Annotated in this window: 15 protein-coding genes and 1 pseudogene; 1 reads left to right on the top strand and 15 read right to left on the bottom strand. The window is 69.5% G+C overall.

Annotated elements, in window-relative coordinates:
- Position 1: 1 nt before the first annotated feature.
- The 13 genes from proB to ADBZ9K_RS08035 form a co-directional block, all read right to left on the bottom strand.
- Positions 2-1,135 carry a glutamate 5-kinase gene (gene proB, locus ADBZ9K_RS07975; protein WP_526619545.1) on the bottom strand — a complete coding sequence of 378 codons (1,134 nt, stop codon included), beginning with the start codon at positions 1,133-1,135 and terminating at the stop codon, positions 2-4.
- Complete coding sequence (gene obgE, locus ADBZ9K_RS07980; protein ID WP_526619546.1) at positions 1,132-2,580, bottom strand: GTPase ObgE; 1,449 nt, start codon at positions 2,578-2,580, stop codon at positions 1,132-1,134. The genes proB and obgE overlap by 4 nt, the downstream gene beginning before the upstream one ends.
- A gap of 74 nt (positions 2,581-2,654) precedes the next feature.
- Entirely contained in the window at positions 2,655-2,921 is a 267-nt protein-coding gene (rpmA, locus tag ADBZ9K_RS07985; RefSeq protein WP_526619547.1) for a 50S ribosomal protein L27, read from the bottom strand.
- An 18-nt stretch (positions 2,922-2,939) separates the two neighbouring features.
- Entirely contained in the window at positions 2,940-3,251 is a 312-nt protein-coding gene (rplU, locus tag ADBZ9K_RS07990; protein ID WP_526619548.1) for a 50S ribosomal protein L21, read from the bottom strand.
- A gap of 169 nt (positions 3,252-3,420) precedes the next feature.
- Positions 3,421-6,273 (bottom strand): ribonuclease E, encoded by a 2,853-nt coding sequence (gene rne / locus ADBZ9K_RS07995; protein ID WP_526619549.1) that lies wholly within the window; start codon positions 6,271-6,273, stop codon positions 3,421-3,423.
- A gap of 292 nt (positions 6,274-6,565) precedes the next feature.
- Positions 6,566-6,976, bottom strand: a complete 411-nt coding sequence (gene ndk / locus ADBZ9K_RS08000; protein WP_526619550.1) for a nucleoside-diphosphate kinase — start codon at positions 6,974-6,976, stop codon at positions 6,566-6,568.
- A gap of 111 nt (positions 6,977-7,087) precedes the next feature.
- Positions 7,088-8,539 (bottom strand): peptide MFS transporter, encoded by a 1,452-nt coding sequence (locus ADBZ9K_RS08005; protein ID WP_526619551.1) that lies wholly within the window; start codon positions 8,537-8,539, stop codon positions 7,088-7,090.
- 6 nt (positions 8,540-8,545) lie between these two features.
- On the bottom strand, positions 8,546-8,947 hold the full coding sequence (locus ADBZ9K_RS08010; protein WP_526619552.1) for a DUF4233 domain-containing protein: 402 nt from the start codon (positions 8,945-8,947) through the stop codon (positions 8,546-8,548).
- The gene (folC, locus tag ADBZ9K_RS08015) at positions 8,944-10,368 is read right to left on the bottom strand and encodes a bifunctional tetrahydrofolate synthase/dihydrofolate synthase (RefSeq protein WP_526619553.1); all 1,425 of its coding nucleotides are present in this window, start codon (positions 10,366-10,368) and stop codon (positions 8,944-8,946) included. The genes ADBZ9K_RS08010 and folC overlap by 4 nt, the downstream gene beginning before the upstream one ends.
- Positions 10,365-13,016: a valine--tRNA ligase gene (locus ADBZ9K_RS08020; protein WP_526619554.1), complete on the bottom strand. Its 2,652-nt coding sequence runs from the start codon at positions 13,014-13,016 to the stop codon at positions 10,365-10,367. The genes folC and ADBZ9K_RS08020 overlap by 4 nt, the downstream gene beginning before the upstream one ends.
- 75 nt (positions 13,017-13,091) lie before the next feature.
- Positions 13,092-13,700, bottom strand: a complete 609-nt coding sequence (locus ADBZ9K_RS08025) for a DUF937 domain-containing protein (RefSeq protein WP_526619555.1) — start codon at positions 13,698-13,700, stop codon at positions 13,092-13,094.
- Positions 13,701-13,793: 93 nt separating this feature from the next.
- Entirely contained in the window at positions 13,794-15,050 is a 1,257-nt protein-coding gene (locus tag ADBZ9K_RS08030) for a saccharopine dehydrogenase family protein (RefSeq protein WP_526619556.1), read from the bottom strand.
- A gap of 24 nt (positions 15,051-15,074) precedes the next feature.
- Entirely contained in the window at positions 15,075-17,096 is a 2,022-nt protein-coding gene (locus tag ADBZ9K_RS08035; protein ID WP_526619557.1) for a S9 family peptidase, read from the bottom strand.
- Between the two features lie 36 nt (positions 17,097-17,132).
- On the opposite strand from ADBZ9K_RS08035, the gene ADBZ9K_RS08040 reads away from it, so the two are divergent.
- Entirely contained in the window at positions 17,133-18,299 is a 1,167-nt protein-coding gene (locus tag ADBZ9K_RS08040; protein ID WP_526619558.1) for an FAD-dependent oxidoreductase, read from the top strand.
- Positions 18,300-18,325: 26 nt separating this feature from the next.
- On the opposite strand, the gene ADBZ9K_RS08045 is transcribed toward ADBZ9K_RS08040, so the two are convergent.
- Together ADBZ9K_RS08045 and ADBZ9K_RS08050 are read right to left on the bottom strand one after the other, a co-directional pair.
- Positions 18,326-18,817, bottom strand: a complete 492-nt coding sequence (locus tag ADBZ9K_RS08045; protein ID WP_526619559.1) for a transglycosylase family protein — start codon at positions 18,815-18,817, stop codon at positions 18,326-18,328.
- A 181-nt stretch (positions 18,818-18,998) separates the two neighbouring features.
- Positions 18,999-19,223: pseudogene (locus tag ADBZ9K_RS08050) on the bottom strand (transglycosylase family protein); the annotation flags it as partial.
- Between the last annotated feature and the right edge of the window lie 432 nt (positions 19,224-19,655).

The raw sequence follows: 19,655 nt of genomic DNA on the forward strand, positions 1-19,655 counted from the left end.
GTCAGACCGCGACCAGATCGTCGGCATGCACTGCGGGACGGCGCATTTCGGCCGGCAGGTCTGCGGTCGAGCGGCCGATCATGGTGGCCAGCTCGGTGGCATCGTAGGCCACCACGCCGCGGCCGACCATCTCGGCGTCGGGGCCGCGCAACTCGACGACATCCCCGCCGAAGAACCGGCCCGACAGCCCGGTGATCCCGGCGGGCAGCAGCGAACGCCGCTGTTTGACCACCGCGCGGACCGCGCCTGCATCGAGCGTCAACACCCCCGAGGCTTCGGCGGCATAGCGCACCCAGAACCGTCGCGCCGACATCCGGTCGAGCCGTGGGGCGAACACCGTGCCGACCGAGGCGTCGGTCAGCGCCGCCGCGGCATCGGCGGCCGCGGCCAGCAGCACCGGCACTCCGGCGTCGGCGGCCAGCAGCGCCGAGGACAGCTTCGAACGCATACCGCCGGTGCCCAGCGCGCTGCCCTGCCCGGCCACCACCCCGTCGAGATCGTCCGGCCCGGTCACCTCGGGGATGAACCGCGCGTCGGCCTTGCGGGGATCCGCGTCGTAGAGACCGTCGATGTCGGAGAGCAGGATCAACGCGTCGGCACCCACCAGGTGAGCCACCAGCGCCGAGAGCCGGTCGTTGTCGCCGAACCGGATCTCGTTGGTGGCCACCGTGTCGTTCTCGTTGACGATTGCCACCGCATGCAGCGCCCGCAGTCGGTCCAGCGTGCGCTGGGCGTTGGTGTGCTGCACCCGCATGGAGATGTCATGCGCGGTCAGCAGCACCTGTCCGACCGTGCGGTCATACCGGGCGAACGCCGCACTCCAGGCGTTGACCAGCGCCACCTGCCCGACGCTGGCCGCGGCCTGCTTGGTGGCCAGATCGGTCGGGCGCCGGCTCAGACCCAGCGGCTCGATGCCCGCGGCGATCGCACCCGAGGAGACGATGACGACATCCGAGCCGGCCTTCATCCGCGCCTCAATGGCGTCGACGAGTTTGGCCAGCCGTCCGGCGTCGAACAGCCCGGCCTTGGTGGTCAGTGCGGTGGTGCCGATCTTGACCACAACCCGACGTGCGGTGCGGACGGCGTCCCGGTACTGGCTCTCAGGCTGTCGGTTCGCTCCGCAAGCGTCGCTCACGCCTCGCCCTCGTGCTCACGACGCTGGCGGCGGGCCTCCTTGCGTTCGGCGGCCCCGATGCGGTCGTTGCGTCCCAGCCGGGCATCGGTGCCGCGGCCGGTCGGCGTGACGTCGACACCGGCCGGTGTCTGCGGTTCCCAGTCGAAGGTCATGTCGCCGATGGTGACCGCGCAGCCGGCCTTGGCACCCATCCGCAGCAGCTCGTCTTCCACGCCGAGCCGGGCCAGCCGGTCGCCGAGATAGCCGACGGCTTCGTCGTTCTGGAAGTCGGTCTGGGCGATCCAGCGTTCGGGACGCACACCCCGCACCACGAAACCGCCGGGATTCGCATGGTCAGCCTCAACGGTGAACCCCGACTGGTCGACCGGAACCGGCCGGATCACCGGGCGGCGCGGAACCAGCTCGGGTAGCGCGGCCCGGTAGGCGTCAACCATGTCCCACAGCGCGAAAGTCAACTCGCGCAAGCCTTCCCGGCTCACCGTCGACACCTCGAAAACTGGCCAGCCGCGCGTCTGCACCTCGGCGCGGACGAAGTCGGCCAGTTCCCTGGCCTCGGGGACGTCGATCTTGTTCAGCACCACCGCGCGGGGCCGGTCGGCCAAGTCACCCAGCGTCGAATCCCCTTGCAGCGTCGGCCGATACGCGGCCAGCTCCGCCTCGAGGGCGTCGATGTCGGAGATCGGGTCACGACCGGGTTCCAGCGTGGCACAGTCGACGACGTGCACCAGCAGCGCGCAGCGTTCGATGTGGCGAAGGAAATCCAGCCCCAGACCGCGGCCCTGCGAGGCGCCGGGGATCAGGCCGGGCACGTCGGCGACGGTGAAGGTGTGCTCACCGGCCGACACGACACCGAGGTTGGGCACCAGCGTGGTGAACGGATAGTCGGCGATCTTGGGTTTGGCCGCCGAGATGGCCGACACCAGCGAGGATTTGCCCGCCGAGGGAAACCCGATCAACCCGACGTCGGCGACGGTCTTGAGTTCTAGGGTGAGTTCGCGTTCGGCGCCCTTCTCACCCAGCAGTGCGAATCCGGGGGCTTTGCGTGCCCGCGAGGCCAGGGCGGCGTTGCCGAGCCCGCCGCGACCGCCTTCGGCGGCCACGAACCGGGTGCCGGCACCGACCAGGTCGGCCAGCATGCGGCCGGCCTCATCGAGTACGACAGTGCCGTCGGGCACCCTGACCTCGAGATCGGATCCGTTGGCCCCGTCCCGGTTGCTGCCCATCCCCTGCTTGCCGGACGGCGCCACCACATTCGGGTGGAAGTGGAAGTCGAGCAGCGTGTGGACCTGGGGATCGACCACCAGCACGACGCTGCCGCCGCGGCCGCCGTTGCCACCGTCGGGGCCGCCGAGCGGCTTGAACTTCTCGCGGTGTACCGACGCGCAGCCGTTACCGCCGTTACCCGCGTGTGTACGTATGACGACGCGGTCGACGAACCGGGGCATCGCTGAACTCCTTCGAATGTAACGCCAGGGCGGAAAAGCGCTCGCGACGCCGCCGTGGCGTTACAGCCGCGAGCTTAGGCGTCCTGCCGGGCGACCCGCACGATGTTGACGGTCTTGCGGCCGCGCTTGACACCGAACTCCACGGCGCCGGGCGCCGTAGCGAACAGGGTGTCGTCGCCGCCACGACCGACGTTGACGCCGGGGTGGAAGTGTGTGCCGCGCTGGCGAACGATGATCTCGCCGGCCTTGACGACCTCGCCGCCGAACCGCTTCACGCCCAGGCGCTGGGCGTTGGATTCGCGACCGTTGCGTGAGCTGGAAGCGCCCTTCTTATGTGCCATGTCCGTTCGCTCCCTTAACTACTTGATCCCGGTGACCTTGAGCACGGTCAGCGGCTGACGGTGCCCCTGCCGCTTGTGGTAGCCACTCTTGTTCTTGAACTTGTGGATGCGGATCTTGGGGCCCTTGGTGTGCTCGAGGACCTCACCGGTCACCGACACCTTGGCCAGATCGCCGGCGTCGGTGGTCACCTTCGCACCGTCGACGACCAGCGCCACAGGCAGCGACACCGTACCGCCGGCCTCGATCTCGATCTTCTCGACCTTGACTATGTCGCCGACGGCAACCTTGTACTGCTTGCCGCCGGTCTTGACGATTGCGTACGTCGCCATCTGTCCTTCGCCTTGCTCTGTGGGCGCGCGCTAACCGAAGCTGCGTGCGCGGGTCTTGGGGTGCGGGATCTTGAGCCCGCTGCCACCGGCGTCGGACGCCTGGCGACAACTGCTCAAGGTTACGTGACCAGCACCGGGAGGGTCAAACCGCCAGCCCAACCGCCGGTGATCACGCTGTCGGTGGGCCGGCCGGGCGGGCCGCGGCGCGTCGCCGGGGCCTGCCTGCCTGCACGACCGGGGCCGACGCCACGACGGGCCGCTCGGCGTGATAGCCGTTGGAGTCCGCCTCGTCGTCGTCCTCATCGAGGTCGTCCTCGTCGTCCTCATCGAGGTCCTCGTCGTCCTCATCGAGGTCGTCCTCGTCATCCTCGTCGAGGTCCTCGTCGTCCTCATCGAGGTCGACGTCGATCTCGTCGTCCTCCGACTCGTCTTCGGTGTCCTCGTCCAGGTCCTCGTCGGACTCGTCCAGGTCGTCGTCGGAGACTTCTTCGGTGATCCCCTCGGCGGTTTCGGCGTGCGCTTCGTCCACCGCTTCCCGCTCGAGTTCGTCGGCCAGCTCCTCGTCGGCGTCGTCGTCCTCGGGTCTGCCGTTGGCCGCTGCCATCGCCTTGAACATCGGATGCGCGCCCGGGGTGTGCACGGGCACCCTTGCCACCGCGGGCTCGTCGGTGCGGGTCGTCTTCTTGCCGCGCTTCCCACGCCGGCCGCCCGGCTCGGCCTTGCGGCCCGGCGCCGAGGTGGTGTCGACCGGGTCGGCGTGCAGCACGATGCCGCGACCGGCGCAGTGCGTGCAGGTGGTGGAGAACGCCTCCACCAGGCCGGTGCCCAGCTTCTTGCGGGTCAGCTGCACCAGGCCCAGCGAGGTCACCTCGGACACCTGATGGCGGGTCCGGTCCCGGCCCAGCGCCTCGGTCAGCCGCCGCAACACCAGATCGCGGTTGGACTCCAGCACCATGTCGATGAAGTCGATCACCACGATGCCGCCGATATCGCGCAGCCGCAGCTGACGCACGATCTCTTCGGCCGCTTCGAGGTTGTTCTTGGTGACCGTCTGCTCCAGGTTGCCGCCGGCGCCGGTGAACTTGCCCGTGTTGACGTCGATGACCGTCATCGCCTCGGTGCGGTCGATCACCAGCGTGCCACCCGAGGGCAGCCACACCTTGCGATCCATGGCCTTGGCCAGCTGCTCCTCGATGCGGTGCACCGCGAACACGTCGGGGCCACCGGGACCACTCGGCGGGTCGTACTTGCGCAGCTTCGAAACCAGTTCCGGCGCAACCGATTCGACGTACTCGTTGATGGTCTCCCAGGCGTCGTCACCGGAGACGATCAGGCCGGAGAAGTCCTCGTTGAACAGGTCGCGGATCACCTTGACCAGCACGTCGGGCTCTTCGTAGAGCGCGACGGCGGCGCCGGCCTTGTTGCCCTTGATCCGCTCGGCTTCCTCGGCGATCTTGTTCCAGCGCTCCTGCAGCCGCTCGACGTCGCCGCGGATGTCGGATTCCTTCACGCCCTCCGACGCGGTGCGGATGATGACACCGGCGTCGTCGGTCACGACGTCGCGCAAGATCTCCTTGAGCCGCTGACGCTCGGTGTCGGGCAGCTTGCGGCTGATCCCGGTCGAAGACGCACCCGGCACGTAGACCAGGTAGCGCCCGGCCAGCGACACCTGGGTGGTCAGGCGGGCACCCTTGTGGCCGACCGGGTCCTTGCTGACCTGGACCACGACATAGTCACCGGGCTTGAGAGCCTGTTCGATCTTGCGGTTCGCCCCACCCAGGCCGGCGGCCTCCCAGTTCACCTCGCCGGCATAGAGCACACCGTTGCGGCCGCGGCCGATGTCGACGAAGGCGGCCTCCATCGAGGGGAGCACGTTCTGCACGATGCCGAGGTAGATGTTGCCCACCAGCGAGGCGGACGCCGCCGAGGTCACGAAGTGCTCGACGACGACGCCGTCCTCCATGACGGCGATCTGGGTGTAGCGGGCGCCCTCGTGCGGCGGCTCGGTGCGGACCTTGTCGCGCACCACCATGACGCGGTCGACAGCCTCGCGGCGGGCCAGGAACTCGGCCTCGGACAGGATCGGCGGGCGGCGGCGCCCGGCGTCGCGGCCGTCGCGGCGGCGCTGACGCTTGGCTTCCAGCCGGGTCGATCCGCTGATGCCCTGAATCGCATCGGGATCGCGCTCCTTGGCGCTGCGCGGGGGCCGCTCGTGCACGACGGTGTTCGGCGGATCGTCGGTCGACCCGGACTCGCCGTCCTCACCGCCACCGGACTTGCGGCGCCTGCGCCGGCGGCGCCGCCGGGTGGCGGCCTCACCGGTCGCCGACTCGTCGTCGCCGTTGTCCTCGTCGTTTTCGGCTTCCTCGCCGGCGTCGGAGGTCTCCTCGGCGCCCTCGGCAGGCTCTGCGTCCTCGCTGTCCTCGGCGTCGGGACCACCCTGCTCGCCCCGGCCTCGGCCACGGCCACGGCGGCCGCGGCGCCGGCGCCGGTTGGCGGGACGTTCGGACTGATCGCCGTCGCCATCGACCTCGGCGGGGGCGTCTTCGTCCTCGTCGTCGTCCTCGTCCTCGTCCTCGGCGGGTTGGGCTGCGACGGGCTGCGGGGCGACGAACAGCGGCATGTACACCGCCTGCTCAACGGTGGCGGTCTCCAGGATCAGGCGGGACTCCGGCTCGGCGGTCTCCTCGATGACCTCGATGACCTCAGGCTCGGGTGTCGCTGCTGCCGGCGGCTCAGTCGCTTCGGGCTCCGCGACGGCGCTGGTCTCCGAACTGGCCGCCAGGACGTCGCGGACCCGCACCGCATCGGTGCGATCGACGCTGGACTGCGCGCTGCGGGTACGGCCGTCGAGTTCGCTCAGCGCGTCGAGCACTCGCCGGCTCGTCGTGCCGAGCACCCGAGCCAGTGAATGCACCCTCAGCCGATCGGGCAGGTCCTCGCCCGCCGGCGCGGCAGTGGCCGCGGGCTGCGGCTCGCTGGGCGTTTCGGGTAGATCCTGATTGAAGTCATCGTGGGCCACGTAGTCTCCTTGAGCCCCCGGGCGCGTCCTGATCGACGCGGCCACGCGAGGGCTTCCGCTATGCGCCCGGGTTACTTCCCCCGGGCTTGTCTATGGTCTCCGCTCCGAACGGTTCGTTGCGAACACGGTCGGCGCCTGGCTGAATGATGGCTGTGGACGGTCCGCGCCGCACCGCTGTTGGGGTGGTCGCGCACGTCTTTGAGTCTTCATCCGGATGCGCCTTTGCGGGCGCATCCGGCACCAGTATCCCACACCGCCGGGCCAGTTCGGACCCAGTGGCGCGGCAAGAGTGTCAGAGGCCGGGAAACCAGAGCGCGATCTCGCGCTCGGCGGAGTCCGGGGAGTCCGAGCCGTGCACGAGGTTGAACTGCGTCTCCAGGCCGAAGTCGCCGCGAATCGTGCCCGGCGTGGCCTTCTCGACCGGGTCGGTGCCGCCGGCGAGCTGGCGGAACGCCGCGACCGCGCGCGGGCCCTCCAGAATCGCCGCCACCACCGGGCCGGAGGTGATGAACTCCAGCAGCGAGCCGAAGAACGGCTTGCCCTCGTGCTCGGCGTAGTGGGCACGGGCCAGCTCATCACCGACCTGCTTGAGTTCCAGGGCCGCGATGGTCAGGCCTTTGCGCTCGATCCGGCTGATGATCTCGCCGATCACGCGCCGCTCGACACCATCGGGCTTGATCAGTACAAGGGTCCGCTCGCTCATCTAGCGCCGTTCCTCCTCATCGCTTCGCTCCGCATCGTCACCGGCGCGGTCACGGCGCACAGCGTATCCCACCGCGGCGACGCACTTTCCCACCCAGCTTGGGGTGCGCCGTCAGTGCACGCCCTGCATCAGCCGGCTGATCCGGGGGGCAACCGCGACCACGGCCACACCGGTGAGGACGCCGGCCGTCCCGCTGATTCCGAAGTAGGCCAGGTCGTCGGCCGGGTCGTAGTAGCGGGCCAGCAGGCCCGACATCGAGGTTCCCAATCCCACCGAGAAGAAATAGAGCGCCATCATCTGCCCCCGGAAGGCCTGCGGCGCCAGGTGCGTGGTCACCGACATCCCGATCGGCGCCACCATCAGCTCCGACATCGCGGCCGGGATCATGATGGCGGCCACCGCCAGCGCCGGCACCGAATGTGCTGGCGAGCCGGACAGCGGGACGAACAGCAGGAAGCTGACGCCGATGCCGATCACGCCATAGCCGAACTTGCGGGGAGTCGACGGGGCGCGCGAGCCCAGTTTGGTCCACATCACCGCGAACAGCGGCGCGAACAAGATCAGCCACACCGGCTCCACCGAGGCGACCGCCGAGGGCGGCGCGGTCCAGCCGAACACCGACCAGTTGATCCGTTCGGCGGAGTAGACCGCCAGCACGGTGAAGATCTGCTGGAACAGGGTCGCGAAGACGACGTTGGCCAGGAACAGCGGGATGAACGCAACCACCCGGGAGTGCTCGACTCCCCGCACCCGCGGGCTGGTCAGCAGCAATGCGAAGTAGCCGACCGATGCGACGACCAGGATGGCGGTCGTGACCTGGGCGACGTCGGCCAAGGTGACCAGTCCGGTGGCGAACGAACCGACAACGACCGCCACCACCGCCAGCCCTGCCGCGGCCACCCGCCAGTAGCTGCCGCGCGGTAACGGATTGATCGGACCGCGCGCCGCCGTCTCGAGGTTGCGCCGGTAGACGCTGTACTGCACGAGCCCGGCGGTCATCCCGATCGCGGCGGCGCCGAACCCATAGTGAAAGCCCACCCGGGTCTGCAGCATGCCGGTGATCAGCGGGCCGAGGAACGCACCCGCGTTGGCCCCGAAGTAGAAGAAGGTGAATCCGCCGTCGCGCCGCGGGTCGTCGCGTTCGTAGAGGGTGCCCAGCAGCGTGGAGGTGTTGGCCTTGAGCGCACCCGAGCCGGCCGCCACCAGGGACAGGCCGGCGGCCACCCCGGACAGGCCCGGCAGCAGCGCCAGGGCGACGTGACCGAGCAGCACGGCCAGGCCGCCGTAGAACACGGTGCGCTCCATGCCGAGCAACCGGTCGGCGATCCAGCCGCCGGCAATGGTCGCCAGGTACACCACGCCGCCGTAGGCGCCGACGACGCCCAGCGCGACGGCCCTGGGCAGCCCCAGTCCCCCGTCGGTGACGGAGAAGTAGAGGTAGTAGCCCAGGATGGTCAGCATCCCGTAGAACGAAAACCGTTCCCACAGCTCGATGCCGAGGAGATTGGCCAGGCCGATGGGATGCCCGAGGAACGTCGTGCGGCCGGGAGCGTCGGGGGCCAAGGTGCCTCAGTCCGGGAGTCGTTGCTGTCCGGGCAGCAGCCCGCGGCGCTGCCTGCGCAGGACCTCGGCCCGCAGGTAGGCGATGACGCCCCAGACCACCACGAACAGCACACCGATGAACCCCACCGCGGGATAGATGGCGAACCCGGCGACCAGAAAGAGCTGGACGCCGAGGTTCAGCCAGATGGCCCACGGCCGGCCCTGCATCCCGGCCAGCAGCACGAGGAAGACCGCGAAGCCCACCAGGTACGCCGTCGACCAGGCGGTGAGACCACCGCCGACCAGTCCCACCACCGGCAGGGCCAGCAACACGACGATCGCCTCGAGGATCAGCGTGCCGGCCATAACGCCACGAAAGCTCTTCCACGGGTCGGGCGGCGGGGCGACCCCGGGCGTGTCGTCGCTCATTGCGGGTCCTTCCCGAACAGGGTGCGGGCGGCACCTGCGGTCATCACCGAGCCGGTGATGACGATCCCGGCCCCGGAGAATCCGTCGGATTCCGCCGCGGAGTCCTCGACGAGCGCGGTGGCCGTCTCGATCGCGTCGGGCAGGGTGTCGGCGCGCAGCACCCGGTCGGGTCCAAAGATCTCCTCGGCCCGGGCGGCCAGCGCGTCGACCTCCAGCGCCCGCGGTGAGCCGTTGTGCGTGATGACGACCTGGTCGAACGCCGGCTCCAGGGCGGTGAGGATGCCGGTGACGTCCTTGTCCCCCAGCACGCTGAGCACCCCGACGAGGAACCGGAAGTCGAACTCGCTGGCCAGCGCATCGGCCAGGGCCGCGGCGCCGGCGGGGTTGTGCGCGGCGTCGATGAAGACCGTCGGGGCGCTGCGCATCCGCTCGAGCCGGCCGGGGCTGGTCGCGGCCGCAAAGCCGGCGCGGACCAGCTCGATATCGAGCTGCCGGTCGGCGCCGGCGCCGAAGAAGGCCTCGACAGCGGCCAGTGCCACAGCGGCGTTGTGGGCTTGATGCTCGCCATGCAGCGGCAGGAACACATCGGAGTACACCCCGCCCAGGCCCTGCAGCTCCAGCACCTGCCCGCCGACGGCGACCTGGCGGCCCAACACCGCGAATTCGGAGTCCTCGCGCGCCACGGCGGCGTCGGCGCGCACAACCTGGGCCAGGAGCACCTCCATCGCCTCGGGCGCCTGGCGGCCGATGACGGCGACGGTGTCGGTGGGAACCAGCTCACCGCGCGGCGGGCTGATGATCCCGGCCTTCTCCGCGGCGATCTCGGCGATGGTGTCACCGAGATACTCGGCGTGGTCGATGCCGATCGGGGTGATCACCGCGACCGGTGCGTCCACCACGTTGGTCGCATCCCAGCGCCCACCCATGCCGACCTCCACGACGGCGATGTCCACCGGGGCGTCGGCGAAGGCGGCGAATGCCATGGCAGTGAGGACCTCGAACTTGCTCATCGCCGGTCCGGCCGGTCCTAGTTGGCCAGCCTGCGACTGCGCGTCGACCATCTGCACGAACGGCTCGATCTCCCGGTACACCTCGACGTAGCGGGCCGGGCTGATCGGCTCGTTGTCGATGGCGATGCGCTCGACCGCGGACTGCAGGTGCGGGCTGATGGTGCGACCGGTGCGTCGGCTGAACGCCGTCAACAGCGCATCGACCATGCGGGCCACCGAGGTCTTGCCGTTAGTGCCGGCGATATGGATGCACGGGTAGCCCAGCTGCGGTGAGCCCAGCATCTCCATCAGCGCCGAGATCCGCGCCGTGCTGGGCTCCAGCTTGGTCTCCGGCCAGCGCTGGTCGAGCAGGTGCTCGACCTGCAGCAGCGCGGCGATCTCGTCCGGGGTGGGCGGCTGGGGTGCGGTCATGTCAGCGCAGCCAGTCGGGCGGTGATCCGCTCGACTTCCTCGCCGGCCAGCTGCTGGCGGCCGCGGATCTTGGCGACCACATCGTCGGGGGCCTTGGCCAGGAAGGCCTCGTTGTCCAGTTTGGCTGTGGTGCCGGCCAATTCCTTCTGCGCGGCGGCCAGGTCCTTTTCCAGACGGCGACGTTCGGCAGCCACATCGACGGTGCCCGAGGTGTCGACCTCGACGTTGACGGTGCCCTCCGACAGCCGGACCTCGATGTGGGCGCTGGCGGCGAAGTCCGCGGCGGGACTGGTCAGCCACGCCAGCGAGGTCACCGGGGCGACCAGCCCGGCCAACCCCGCCTCGTCGAGACCGGTCAGCCTCGCGGGCACCTTCTGCCGGTCGGCCAGTCCCTGATCGCTGCGGAACCGCCGGATCTCGGTCACCAGCTTCTGCACATCGGCAACCCGCTGGGCGGCAACGGGATCCAGTGCGGTCCCGGACCCCGTCGGCCAGTCGGCGACGACCAGCGATTCGCCGCCGGTGAGCGCCTTCCACAACGTCTCGGTGACGAACGGCATCACCGGGTGCAGCAGCTTGAGCAGGGTGTCGAGCACCGTCGCGAGAACCGCGGTGGTATGCGAAACACCCTCGGCGAGTTGCACCTTGGCCAATTCCAGATACCAGTCGCAGAACTCGTCCCAGGCGAAGTGGTACAGCGCCTCACAGGCCCGGCTGAACTCGTAGTTGTCCAGCGTCGAATCCACCTCGGCGCGAACCTCTTCCAACCTGCCCAGGATCCAGCGGTCGGCATCGGTTAGCTCGGCGGTGGGCGGCAGCGGTGCCGGTGCGGCGCCGTTCATCAGCGCGAACCGAGTGGCATTGAACAGCTTGGTGGCGAAGTTGCGGGAGGCGCGGGCGTGGTCCTCACCGATGGACAGATCCCCGCCCGGGCTCGCCCCGCGCGCCAGCGTGAAGCGCAGCGCGTCGGCACCGAACAACTCCACCCAGTCCAGCGGGTCGATCCCGTTTCCGCGGGATTTGCTCATCTTGCGGCCGTGTTCGTCACGGATCAGGCCGTGCAGGAAAACGTTCTCGAACGGCACCTGGGGCCCGCGCGTCCCACCCGAGGTGATGGTGTCGTCGCCGGAGACGAACGTGCCGAACATGACCATGCGCGCCACCCAGAAGAACAGGATGTCGTATCCGGTAACCAGAACGCTTGTCGGATAGAACTTTTCGAGCTCCGGGGTGCGGTCGGGCCAGCCCATCGTGGAGAACGGCCACAGCGCCGAGGAGAACCATGTGTCCAGCACGTCGGGGTCCTGCTCCCAACCCTGCGGTGGGGTCTCGTCGGGCCCGACGCACACCTTCTGGCCGTCGGGACCGTGCCAGATCGGGATCCGGTGGCCCCACCAGAGCTGACGCGAGATACACCAGTCGTGCATGTCGTCGACCCAGCCGAACCAGCGCGGCTCCAGGCTCTTCGGGTGGATCACGATGTCGCCGTCGCGCACCGCATCACCGGCGGCCTTGGCCATCGACTCGACCCTCACCCACCACTGCAGGCTCAGCCGCGGTTCGATGGGTTCACCGCTGCGTTCCGAATGCCCGACGCTGTGCAGGTACGGCCGCTTCTCGGCGACGATGCGCCCTTCGGCGGCCAGTGCCTCGCGGACCTTCACCCGGGCCTCAAAGCGGTCCATACCGTCGAATTGTGTTCCGGTGTCGGCGATCCGGCCCTTGGTATCCATGATCGACGGCATCGCCAGGTTGTGCCGCAGTCCGATCTCGAAGTCGTTCGGGTCGTGGGCGGGCGTGACTTTCACAGCGCCGGTGCCGAATTCGGGATCGACGTGCTCGTCGGCGACGATCACGATCTGCCTATCCAGGAATGGATGCGGCAGGGTCGCGCCCACCAGGTCCCGGTAGCGCTCGTCGTCGGGATGCACGGCGATCGCGGTGTCACCGAGCATCGTCTCCACCCGGGTGGTAGCCACGATGATATGGGGCTGGGTGTCCTCTAATGACCCGTAGCGGAACGACACCAGCTCGCCCTCGACGTCTTCGTACTTGACCTCGAGGTCGGAGATCGCCGTCTCCAGCACCGGCGACCAGTTCACCAGTCGCTCGGCCTGATAGATCAGTCCGGCGTCGTAGAGCCGCTTGAAGATGGTGCGCACCGCCCGGGACAGGCCCTCGTCCATGGTGAACCGGTCGCGGCTCCAGTCCACGCCGTCGCCGAGGCGGCGCATCTGGCCGCCGATGGTGCCGCCCGACTCGTGCTTCCAGTCCCACACCTTCTGCACGAACAGCTCGCGGCCGAAGTCTTCTTTGGTTTTGCCGTCGGCGGCCAGCTGCTTTTCCACCACGCTCTGGGTGGCGATGCCGGCATGGTCCATACCGGGCAGCCAGAGCACCTCGTAGCCCTGCATGCGCTTGCGGCGGGTCAGCGCGTCCATCAGCGTGTGGTCGAGCGCGTGACCCATGTGCAGGCTGCCGGTGACGTTGGGTGGCGGCAACACGATCGAATAGGCGGGCTTGGTACTTCCAGCGTCGGCCGTGAAGTACCCGGCGTCGACCCAACCCTGATAGATCCGCGTCTCTACCGACCCCGGATCCCAGGACTTGGGCAGGGCATCGGCGCGGGAGTCGTCAGTGGTGGTCACCCGTCAATTCTAGGAACGAGTGGATCGGACCCGGCGGGCGGCCGGACGGCCGCTTCCCCGCCGGCCCGGCCGGCGCTACTTCTTCCCGCCGAGCAGCCCACCCAGGATGTCCCCGATCGCCCCGCCCTGCTTGCCGCCGAGAACGCTGCCCAGGATGCTGCCGAGCGCGTTGTTGCCACCGCTGCTGCCACCGGTGGCGCCGCCGAGGATTCCGCCCAGCAGATCGCCGAGACCGCCGCCCGAGGACGCCTGCTGGGTGGCTGCGCCGCCGGCGCTGCCGCCGCTGAACTGTTTGCCGATGTAGGCCAGGATGATCGGGGTCAGGATCGGCAGCAGTTTCTTGATCAGGTCGCCACCGCCGGCGCCCGTGCCCGCCAGCGCGGAGGCGACCTGGTTGGTGTCGTTGCCGCCGAAGATCCGCGCGACGAACTGCTCGCCCTGGCCGGTGTCGACCTGGTTGACGTTCACGCCGCCGTCAAGCAGGTTGCTGGCCCCTTCAGCGGCTATCGCGGATTCGAGTTTGCTCGAGTCGATGTCACCCGAGACGACGTTGTGCTGGATGCTGCCGAGCAGCGTCGGCACCAGGGTTCGGATCGCCTGGTTCACCTCGCCCTGGTCTGCCCCGAGCTTGCTGGCGATATCCGCCACCGGGATCTGGCTGTAGAGGTCGTCGAGTCCGGCCATGATGCATTCCACCTTCGCTGCTGGAGTTGCGGCAATCGCAGCAGACACTAGTCGAGGGGCGCGGCATCCGGAACGGATTCCGCGCACCGTCATCTAGCCGAGCCGAACGGTCTCCACGGCGATCCCAGCTGCGGGAAAACGGGCCAGCAGGGCGTCGCCCATGGCCGCGGCGGGGGTCAGCACACCGTGCAGATCGGGCAGCTTGTCCCGGTCGAGCGCCAGCGCCAGCGCGCACTCTCCGAGCATCACCGAGGTCGCCTTGTACCCAGGGTCGCCCTGCTGGGCGATGGTGGCCAGATACCGCGCCCCGGTGCTGGTCGTGGTGTAGGTCTCGGCCCGGTAGTAGCCCCGTTCGCGAGCCTGCTCGCTGGGGCCGGTGCCGGGCTTGGGCGCGACGCGCTCCACCAGCCGGCGAGGCAGGAAGCGGAAGAATCGGCTGCCCAAAGCAACGACGCCATTGTTTGCAGCGGTGGCAAGGGCTGAGGTCAGCGGTGCGATGGCCGACGAACCGGCACTCATGTTCTCCGCGTAGCGGAACCGGCGCCCGTAGGCGTAGTCGAGCAGCGCGTTGCTGCGCCGCACGATGCGGGTGTTGTACAGCGCCATCACGAAGCCGGTGGTCCACACCCCGGCCAGCTCCGGCGCGATGTCGCTGCCCCGCCGCCACGGCAGGTCGGGCTGGGCGCCCAGTTCGGGCTCGACGGCCCGGTCCTGACTGAGCGTGTAGGGATCTTCGAGCATGCGACGGGTGTTGGGATCGTTGGACGACGCGCGGAAGACCTCGATCATCGAGGCGACGGTGCCGCCCGACACCCCGCCGGAGAATCCGCGCAACACGAAGTTGGTGTCGCCGAGTTCACCGGCGCCGTCCTGCTGGGCCCGCCGGTAGAGGGCGAAAACACTCATATCCGAAGGGATGGAATCGAATCCGCATGCGTGCACGATGCGCGCCCCGGTGTCGACGGCCTGCTTGTGGTAGTCGTCGATGCTCTGCCGCACGAACATCGCCTCACCGGTGAGGTCGGCGTAGTCGGTGCCCGCCGCGGCGCAGGCCGCCACCAACGGTAGGCCGTAGCGGCTGTAGGGGCCGACGGTGGTGACCACCACGCGGGTGCGCGCGGCCAGGTCGTTGAGCGAGGACGGCGATCCGGCGTCGGCGGTCAGAATCGGCCACGACTGGGCGGATTCGCCGAGTGTCTCGCGCACCGCCAGCAGCTTCTGCGGCGAGCGCCCGGCCAGCGCGACGCGCAGGTCACCGCCGGCCTGGGCCAGGTACTGGGCGGTGAGCTTGCCGACGAAGCCGGTGGCCCCGTACACGACGATGTCGAATTCCCGCTGCGCTGCCGTCATGGGCGCCAACATACCGGGACGGGCTCAGCCCAGTGCCTCGGGGAACTCGACCTGTTCGCCCAGCACATGCTCGGCCAGGAACGCGGTGACCACCTGGTACCAGATCTTGGCGTGCTGCGGGGCGAGCACCCAGTGATTCTCCGACGGGAAGTACAGGAACCGGTGCGCGGTGGTGCCGTCGTCGGCGGCCGGCAGCCCGGAGGCGCTCAGCAGCTCGTACCACAGCCGCAGTCCCTCGCCGATGGGGACGCGATAGTCCTTGTCGCCGTGGATCACCAGCATCGGCGTGGTAATGGAGCCGACGAAGCGGTGCGGCGAGTTGGCCTGTGCCATGGCCGGCGTCATCTCCCGCGCCCAGTAGTAGGCACCGTCCGTGGTCGGGCCGAACTGGTCGAGCGCCCACAGGCTGGCATGGGTCACGATCGCCCGGAACCGGTCGGTGTGACCGGCCACCCAGTTGGCCATGTAGCCGCCGAATGATCCGCCCATCGCCGCGGTGCGCGTCGCATCGATGCGCGGATCGGCCACCGCGGCGTCCACCGCGGCCATCAGATCCTCGTAGGGGGCCCCACCCCATGCGCCCCAACCACGTTGGATGAACTGCTGGCCGTAACCGGTGGACAACGCCGGATCGGGCAGCAGGACCGCATAGCCGCGCGCGGCCATCAGCCACGGATTCCACCGCCACGACCACGCGTTCCAGCTGTTCAACGGTCCCCCATGGATCCACAACAACAGCGGAGCGGGTCGATCCCCCGAGTCGCTTCGCTCCTGCCCGCCGGGTCGATCCCCCGGAGTCGGCAGCACCAGCCATGACCGCACCGTCGTGCCGTCAGCCGTGGTGGCGGGCACCTCGGTCAGTTCCCCGGGCAGGTCAGGCAGCTCCACGCAGGGCAACACGGTGATCGCGCCCGAGGCCGTGATACGCACCGGATGCGGCGGGGCGGCATACGAGGACCGCAGCGCATAGATCACCCCGCCCGGGGCACCAATCACGTTGGTGTAGCTGAAGTCGTCGTCGGTGAGCGTGGTGACCGCACCGTCGAGACCGACCCGGAAGATCGGGCACCGGCCGTTGTCGTCGGCGGTGACCAACACCGCCGCACTATCGGCGGTCCAGCCGACCGACGCCGGCCACCGGTCCCACCCGGTGGCCAGCTGATCCCAGCCGTCCGATCCTATCCGCATGTGACACAGCGTGATTCGCGGTTCCTGCTGTGGGCTCGAGATAGTCTCCCGGGTGAACACGACCGCGGTGCCGTCGGGTGAGATCGCCGGGTTCGCCAGGTCGGCGGCCGGGTCCTCGGCGAGCACGAAACGGTCGCCGGTGTGCAGGTCGATGCGCATCAGGACCGAGCGCAGCGCCGCCCGCGGTGCCGCGACCCGCCAGGTGGCGATGGCGAAGCTGCCGTCCGGGCTGACCGCGAAGTCGGCGTCGCCCAGGGCAGGTCCGGGCTGGCGGGTCAGGTCGGTCAGGCCACCGTCGGCGGCGACGCGCAGCAGGTGGGTCTCGTCGGGGCCGAGATCGGTGTCCCAGTGCCGCACCGGGTAACCGGCGTGCAGGATCGCAGTGATCTTGTTGTCTTTGCGCAGTTTTCGCAGCCGGCGTTCCTCGTCGACGGTCTGCGTCGAGGGCAGCAGCGGGGCGCCGATCACGACGGTGGGCGCGGTCCGGGCCGCCCGAACCGTGGTGATCCCGGCGGGCAGCTCGGCCCATCGGACGGCCTCCCCGCCGGCGGCCGGCAGCTTCCACAACGCTGCCGGTGGCTTGTCGTCATCCTCGCCTGCCCGCACCGCGATGAACAGCAGATCCCCGTCGGCGGTGAAGGCGGGCGAGGATTCGCCCTTGGCGCCGCGGGTCAGCCGCCGCGCCGGGCGGGCACCGGCCGGATCGAGCTCCCACACCGCGGTGACGTATTCGGTTTTGGCGATGTTGAGCTCGGCGACCGTGGTGACGACGCGCGATCCGTCCGGGGACACGGCCAGACCGGAGACCCGCGGCAAGGCGATGTAGTCGTCGAGATCGTCGAAGGGGCCTGTGCTCATGACCGTTGGTAGCACAGCGCAGGTTAGGTTGTCGCCATGGCCCAGATCGCCGTCGTCGGGGCGGGCATCGCCGGGCTCGCTACCGCCATCGCGCTGACCCGACGCGGCCACGGCGTCACCGTCCTCGAGGAGCGCGCCGACACCAGCTCCGGTGCCGGGATCAGCGTTTGGCCGAATGCGCTGGCGGCACTGGATGAGCTCGGTGTTGGCACTGCGGTCCGCGCCGCGGGCGGCCGGGTCAGCGCGGGCGCGGTCCGCTGGAAGGACGGCACTTGGCTGCGCCGCCCGGCGGCGGAACGGATCGTCACCGCGCTGGGCGAGCCGCTGGTCGTATTGCAGCGTGTGGCGTTGCGCGACATCCTCACCGCGGCGCTGGCGCCTGGCACCGTCACCAGCGGTGTGGCCGTTCGCAGTCTCGGCGACGCCGCCGGCGGCGTGCGGCTGCACCTGTCGGACTCCTCGACCCGCGACGTGGACGCGGTGGTCGGCGCCGACGGCACCCGGTCGGTGGTGGCCCGGCACCTCAACGGTCCGCTAGCGCACCGCTACGCCGGGTACACCGCGTGGCGCGGGGTCGCCGCGATGGCCATCGACCCCGATCTCGCCGGCGAGACCATGGGACCGGGAGAAGAGGTGGGCCATGTCCCGATGGGGGCCGACCGCACCTACTGGTTCGCCACCGAGCAGGTGGCCGAGGGCCGCGCCGCGCCCGAGGGCGAGCTGGCCTACCTGCGCGCCAAGCTGGCGTCGTGGCCCGAGCCCATCCCGTCGATGCTGGCCGCCACCGATCCCGGCACCGTGTTGCGCAACGATCTCTACGACCGCAGCCCGGCCCCGCGGTGGTCGGCCGGCCCGGTGGTGGTGGTCGGCGATGCCGCCCACCCGATGCGGCCGCACCTCGGCCAGGGTGGCTGCCAGGCACTGGAGGACGCCGCCGTGCTCGGCGCGGTAGTCGACCTGTCCCCCGACCTGCCCCGTGCCTTCGCCGCGTTCGAGCGGTTCCGCCGCCGCCGGGTGAGCGCCATCGTCGCCGAATCGCGTCTCATCGGCCGGGTGGTGAACCTGCGTCCGGTGTTCCTGAGCTCGCTGGCCAGCCGGGCGACCGTTGCACTGCCCGAGGCGGTGGTCACCCGCCACCTCGCCTCGATCGCGGCTCGCTCGGCGTTTCGGCTGCCCACTCGCGACGACGCCCCGCCGGGGTGAACCGGCGGGGCGTCGTCAGCGTTGTCTCAGCGGAGACCGAGGGCGTTGGCGATGGCGCGGCCCGGGTCCTGGATGGCCTGGCACATCTTGTTGAAGTCGATCGACTTGAACGGGCCGCTCAGGACGTTGGCGCAGGCGCCCTGGGCCGGGGCGGCGGTACCGCCGGAAACCGGGGTGGCAAAGGCCGGGGTGCCGGCGGCCTGGCCGCAGGACGGCCACGCGCCCAGGCCCTGCTTGCGGGCGACGTTCTCGGCCACCCGGATCTGCTCCTCGCGGGAAGCCTGATGCGGGGCGCCGACGCCGCCGTTGGCGGCCCAGGTCGCCTGCTTGAACTGCAGGCCGCCGGAGAAGCCGTTGCCGGTGTTGGCGGCCCAGTTGCCGCCCGACTCGCACTGCGCGATCGCATCCCAGTTCACACCGCTGTCAGCGCTGGCGTTTCCGCAGCTCAGAACGAATCCGGTGAGGGCCAACGCCCCGGAGATGATGACCAGGGTGGCGATCCTGCGCAACGTGCTCATTGGTGATTCCCTTCCCGACAAAGGGGGCACTGATGTGCCGCTGTGAGATGAATCGCAGCTTGTGATGCAGCCGTTACAGGCGTGTCGATTGTTTTTTCTGAGATCTTTGATAGAGGAGTTTCAGCAGAGACAAGGGTGGCGCCGGGTCATCCGACCCGGCGCCACCCTTGAGAGCGTCGTCTCAGCCGCGACGGCCGCACACCGGCCAGGCGCCACGACCCTGGCTGCGCAGGACGTTCTCGGCCACCCGGATCTGCTCCTCCCGCGAAGCCTGGTGCGGCGAGCCCGTGCCGCCGTTGGACCGCCAGGTGCCCAGGGTGAACTGCAGGCCGCCGTAGTAACCGTTACCGGTGTTGATCGCCCAGTTACCGCCGGACTCGCACTGTGCAACCGCGTCCCAGTTCACGCCACCATCGGCAGAAGCGGTACCGGCGCCCAGGACCATCGGGGCGACGACGAGAGCGCCCCCGATCGCGGTCATCCCGAAGGACCGTGCGAGCGTCTTGCGGAGGTTGTTCAACAGCTTTCCTTTCGCCGAGCACGTGCCGAACGCCGCCGCCCAGGCCGGGCAGGGCACAGCCACTCAGGACTGCCGGAATTCGGGTCGCGCCGTCTCGGTCGGGCACAACAGCGGCGGCCGGCATCACCGCGGGCTTGACCACCCGGTGATCCACGAAGGTCTCGCAACCTCCCGGCCCCGCACACACGCAGGGTTGAAATGATGTGGAGTTGTTTGCTCCCACAGGGAACGGGTAGGACGCTACGGAGCGAATCAGGCGAAGTCACATCACCCAATCGCGCATCTCGGTTAGATAACGAGCCGATCACGGTCAAAACC

The organism is Mycobacterium sp. (assembly GCF_965229265.1).
GTDB lineage: Bacteria > Actinomycetota > Actinomycetes > Mycobacteriales > Mycobacteriaceae > Mycobacterium.

Bases quoted from the DNA above. Each gene is read 5' to 3' on its own strand.
- obgE (WP_526619546.1), bottom strand. From the start codon at position 2,580: ATGCCCCGGTTCGTCGACCGCGTCGTCATACGTACACACGCGGGTAAC.
- rpmA (WP_526619547.1), bottom strand. From the start codon at position 2,921: ATGGCACATAAGAAGGGCGCTTCCAGCTCACGCAACGGTCGCGAATCC.
- rplU (WP_526619548.1), bottom strand. From the start codon at position 3,251: ATGGCGACGTACGCAATCGTCAAGACCGGCGGCAAGCAGTACAAGGTT.
- ndk (WP_526619550.1), bottom strand. From the start codon at position 6,976: ATGAGCGAGCGGACCCTTGTACTGATCAAGCCCGATGGTGTCGAGCGG.
- ADBZ9K_RS08010 (WP_526619552.1), bottom strand. From the start codon at position 8,947: ATGAGCGACGACACGCCCGGGGTCGCCCCGCCGCCCGACCCGTGGAAG.
- folC (WP_526619553.1), bottom strand. From the start codon at position 10,368: ATGACCGCACCCCAGCCGCCCACCCCGGACGAGATCGCCGCGCTGCTG.
- ADBZ9K_RS08025 (WP_526619555.1), bottom strand. From the start codon at position 13,700: ATGGCCGGACTCGACGACCTCTACAGCCAGATCCCGGTGGCGGATATC.
- ADBZ9K_RS08030 (WP_526619556.1), bottom strand. From the start codon at position 15,050: ATGACGGCAGCGCAGCGGGAATTCGACATCGTCGTGTACGGGGCCACC.
- ADBZ9K_RS08035 (WP_526619557.1), bottom strand. From the start codon at position 17,096: ATGAGCACAGGCCCCTTCGACGATCTCGACGACTACATCGCCTTGCCG.
- ADBZ9K_RS08040 (WP_526619558.1), top strand. From the start codon at position 17,133: ATGGCCCAGATCGCCGTCGTCGGGGCGGGCATCGCCGGGCTCGCTACC.
- ADBZ9K_RS08045 (WP_526619559.1), bottom strand. From the start codon at position 18,817: ATGAGCACGTTGCGCAGGATCGCCACCCTGGTCATCATCTCCGGGGCG.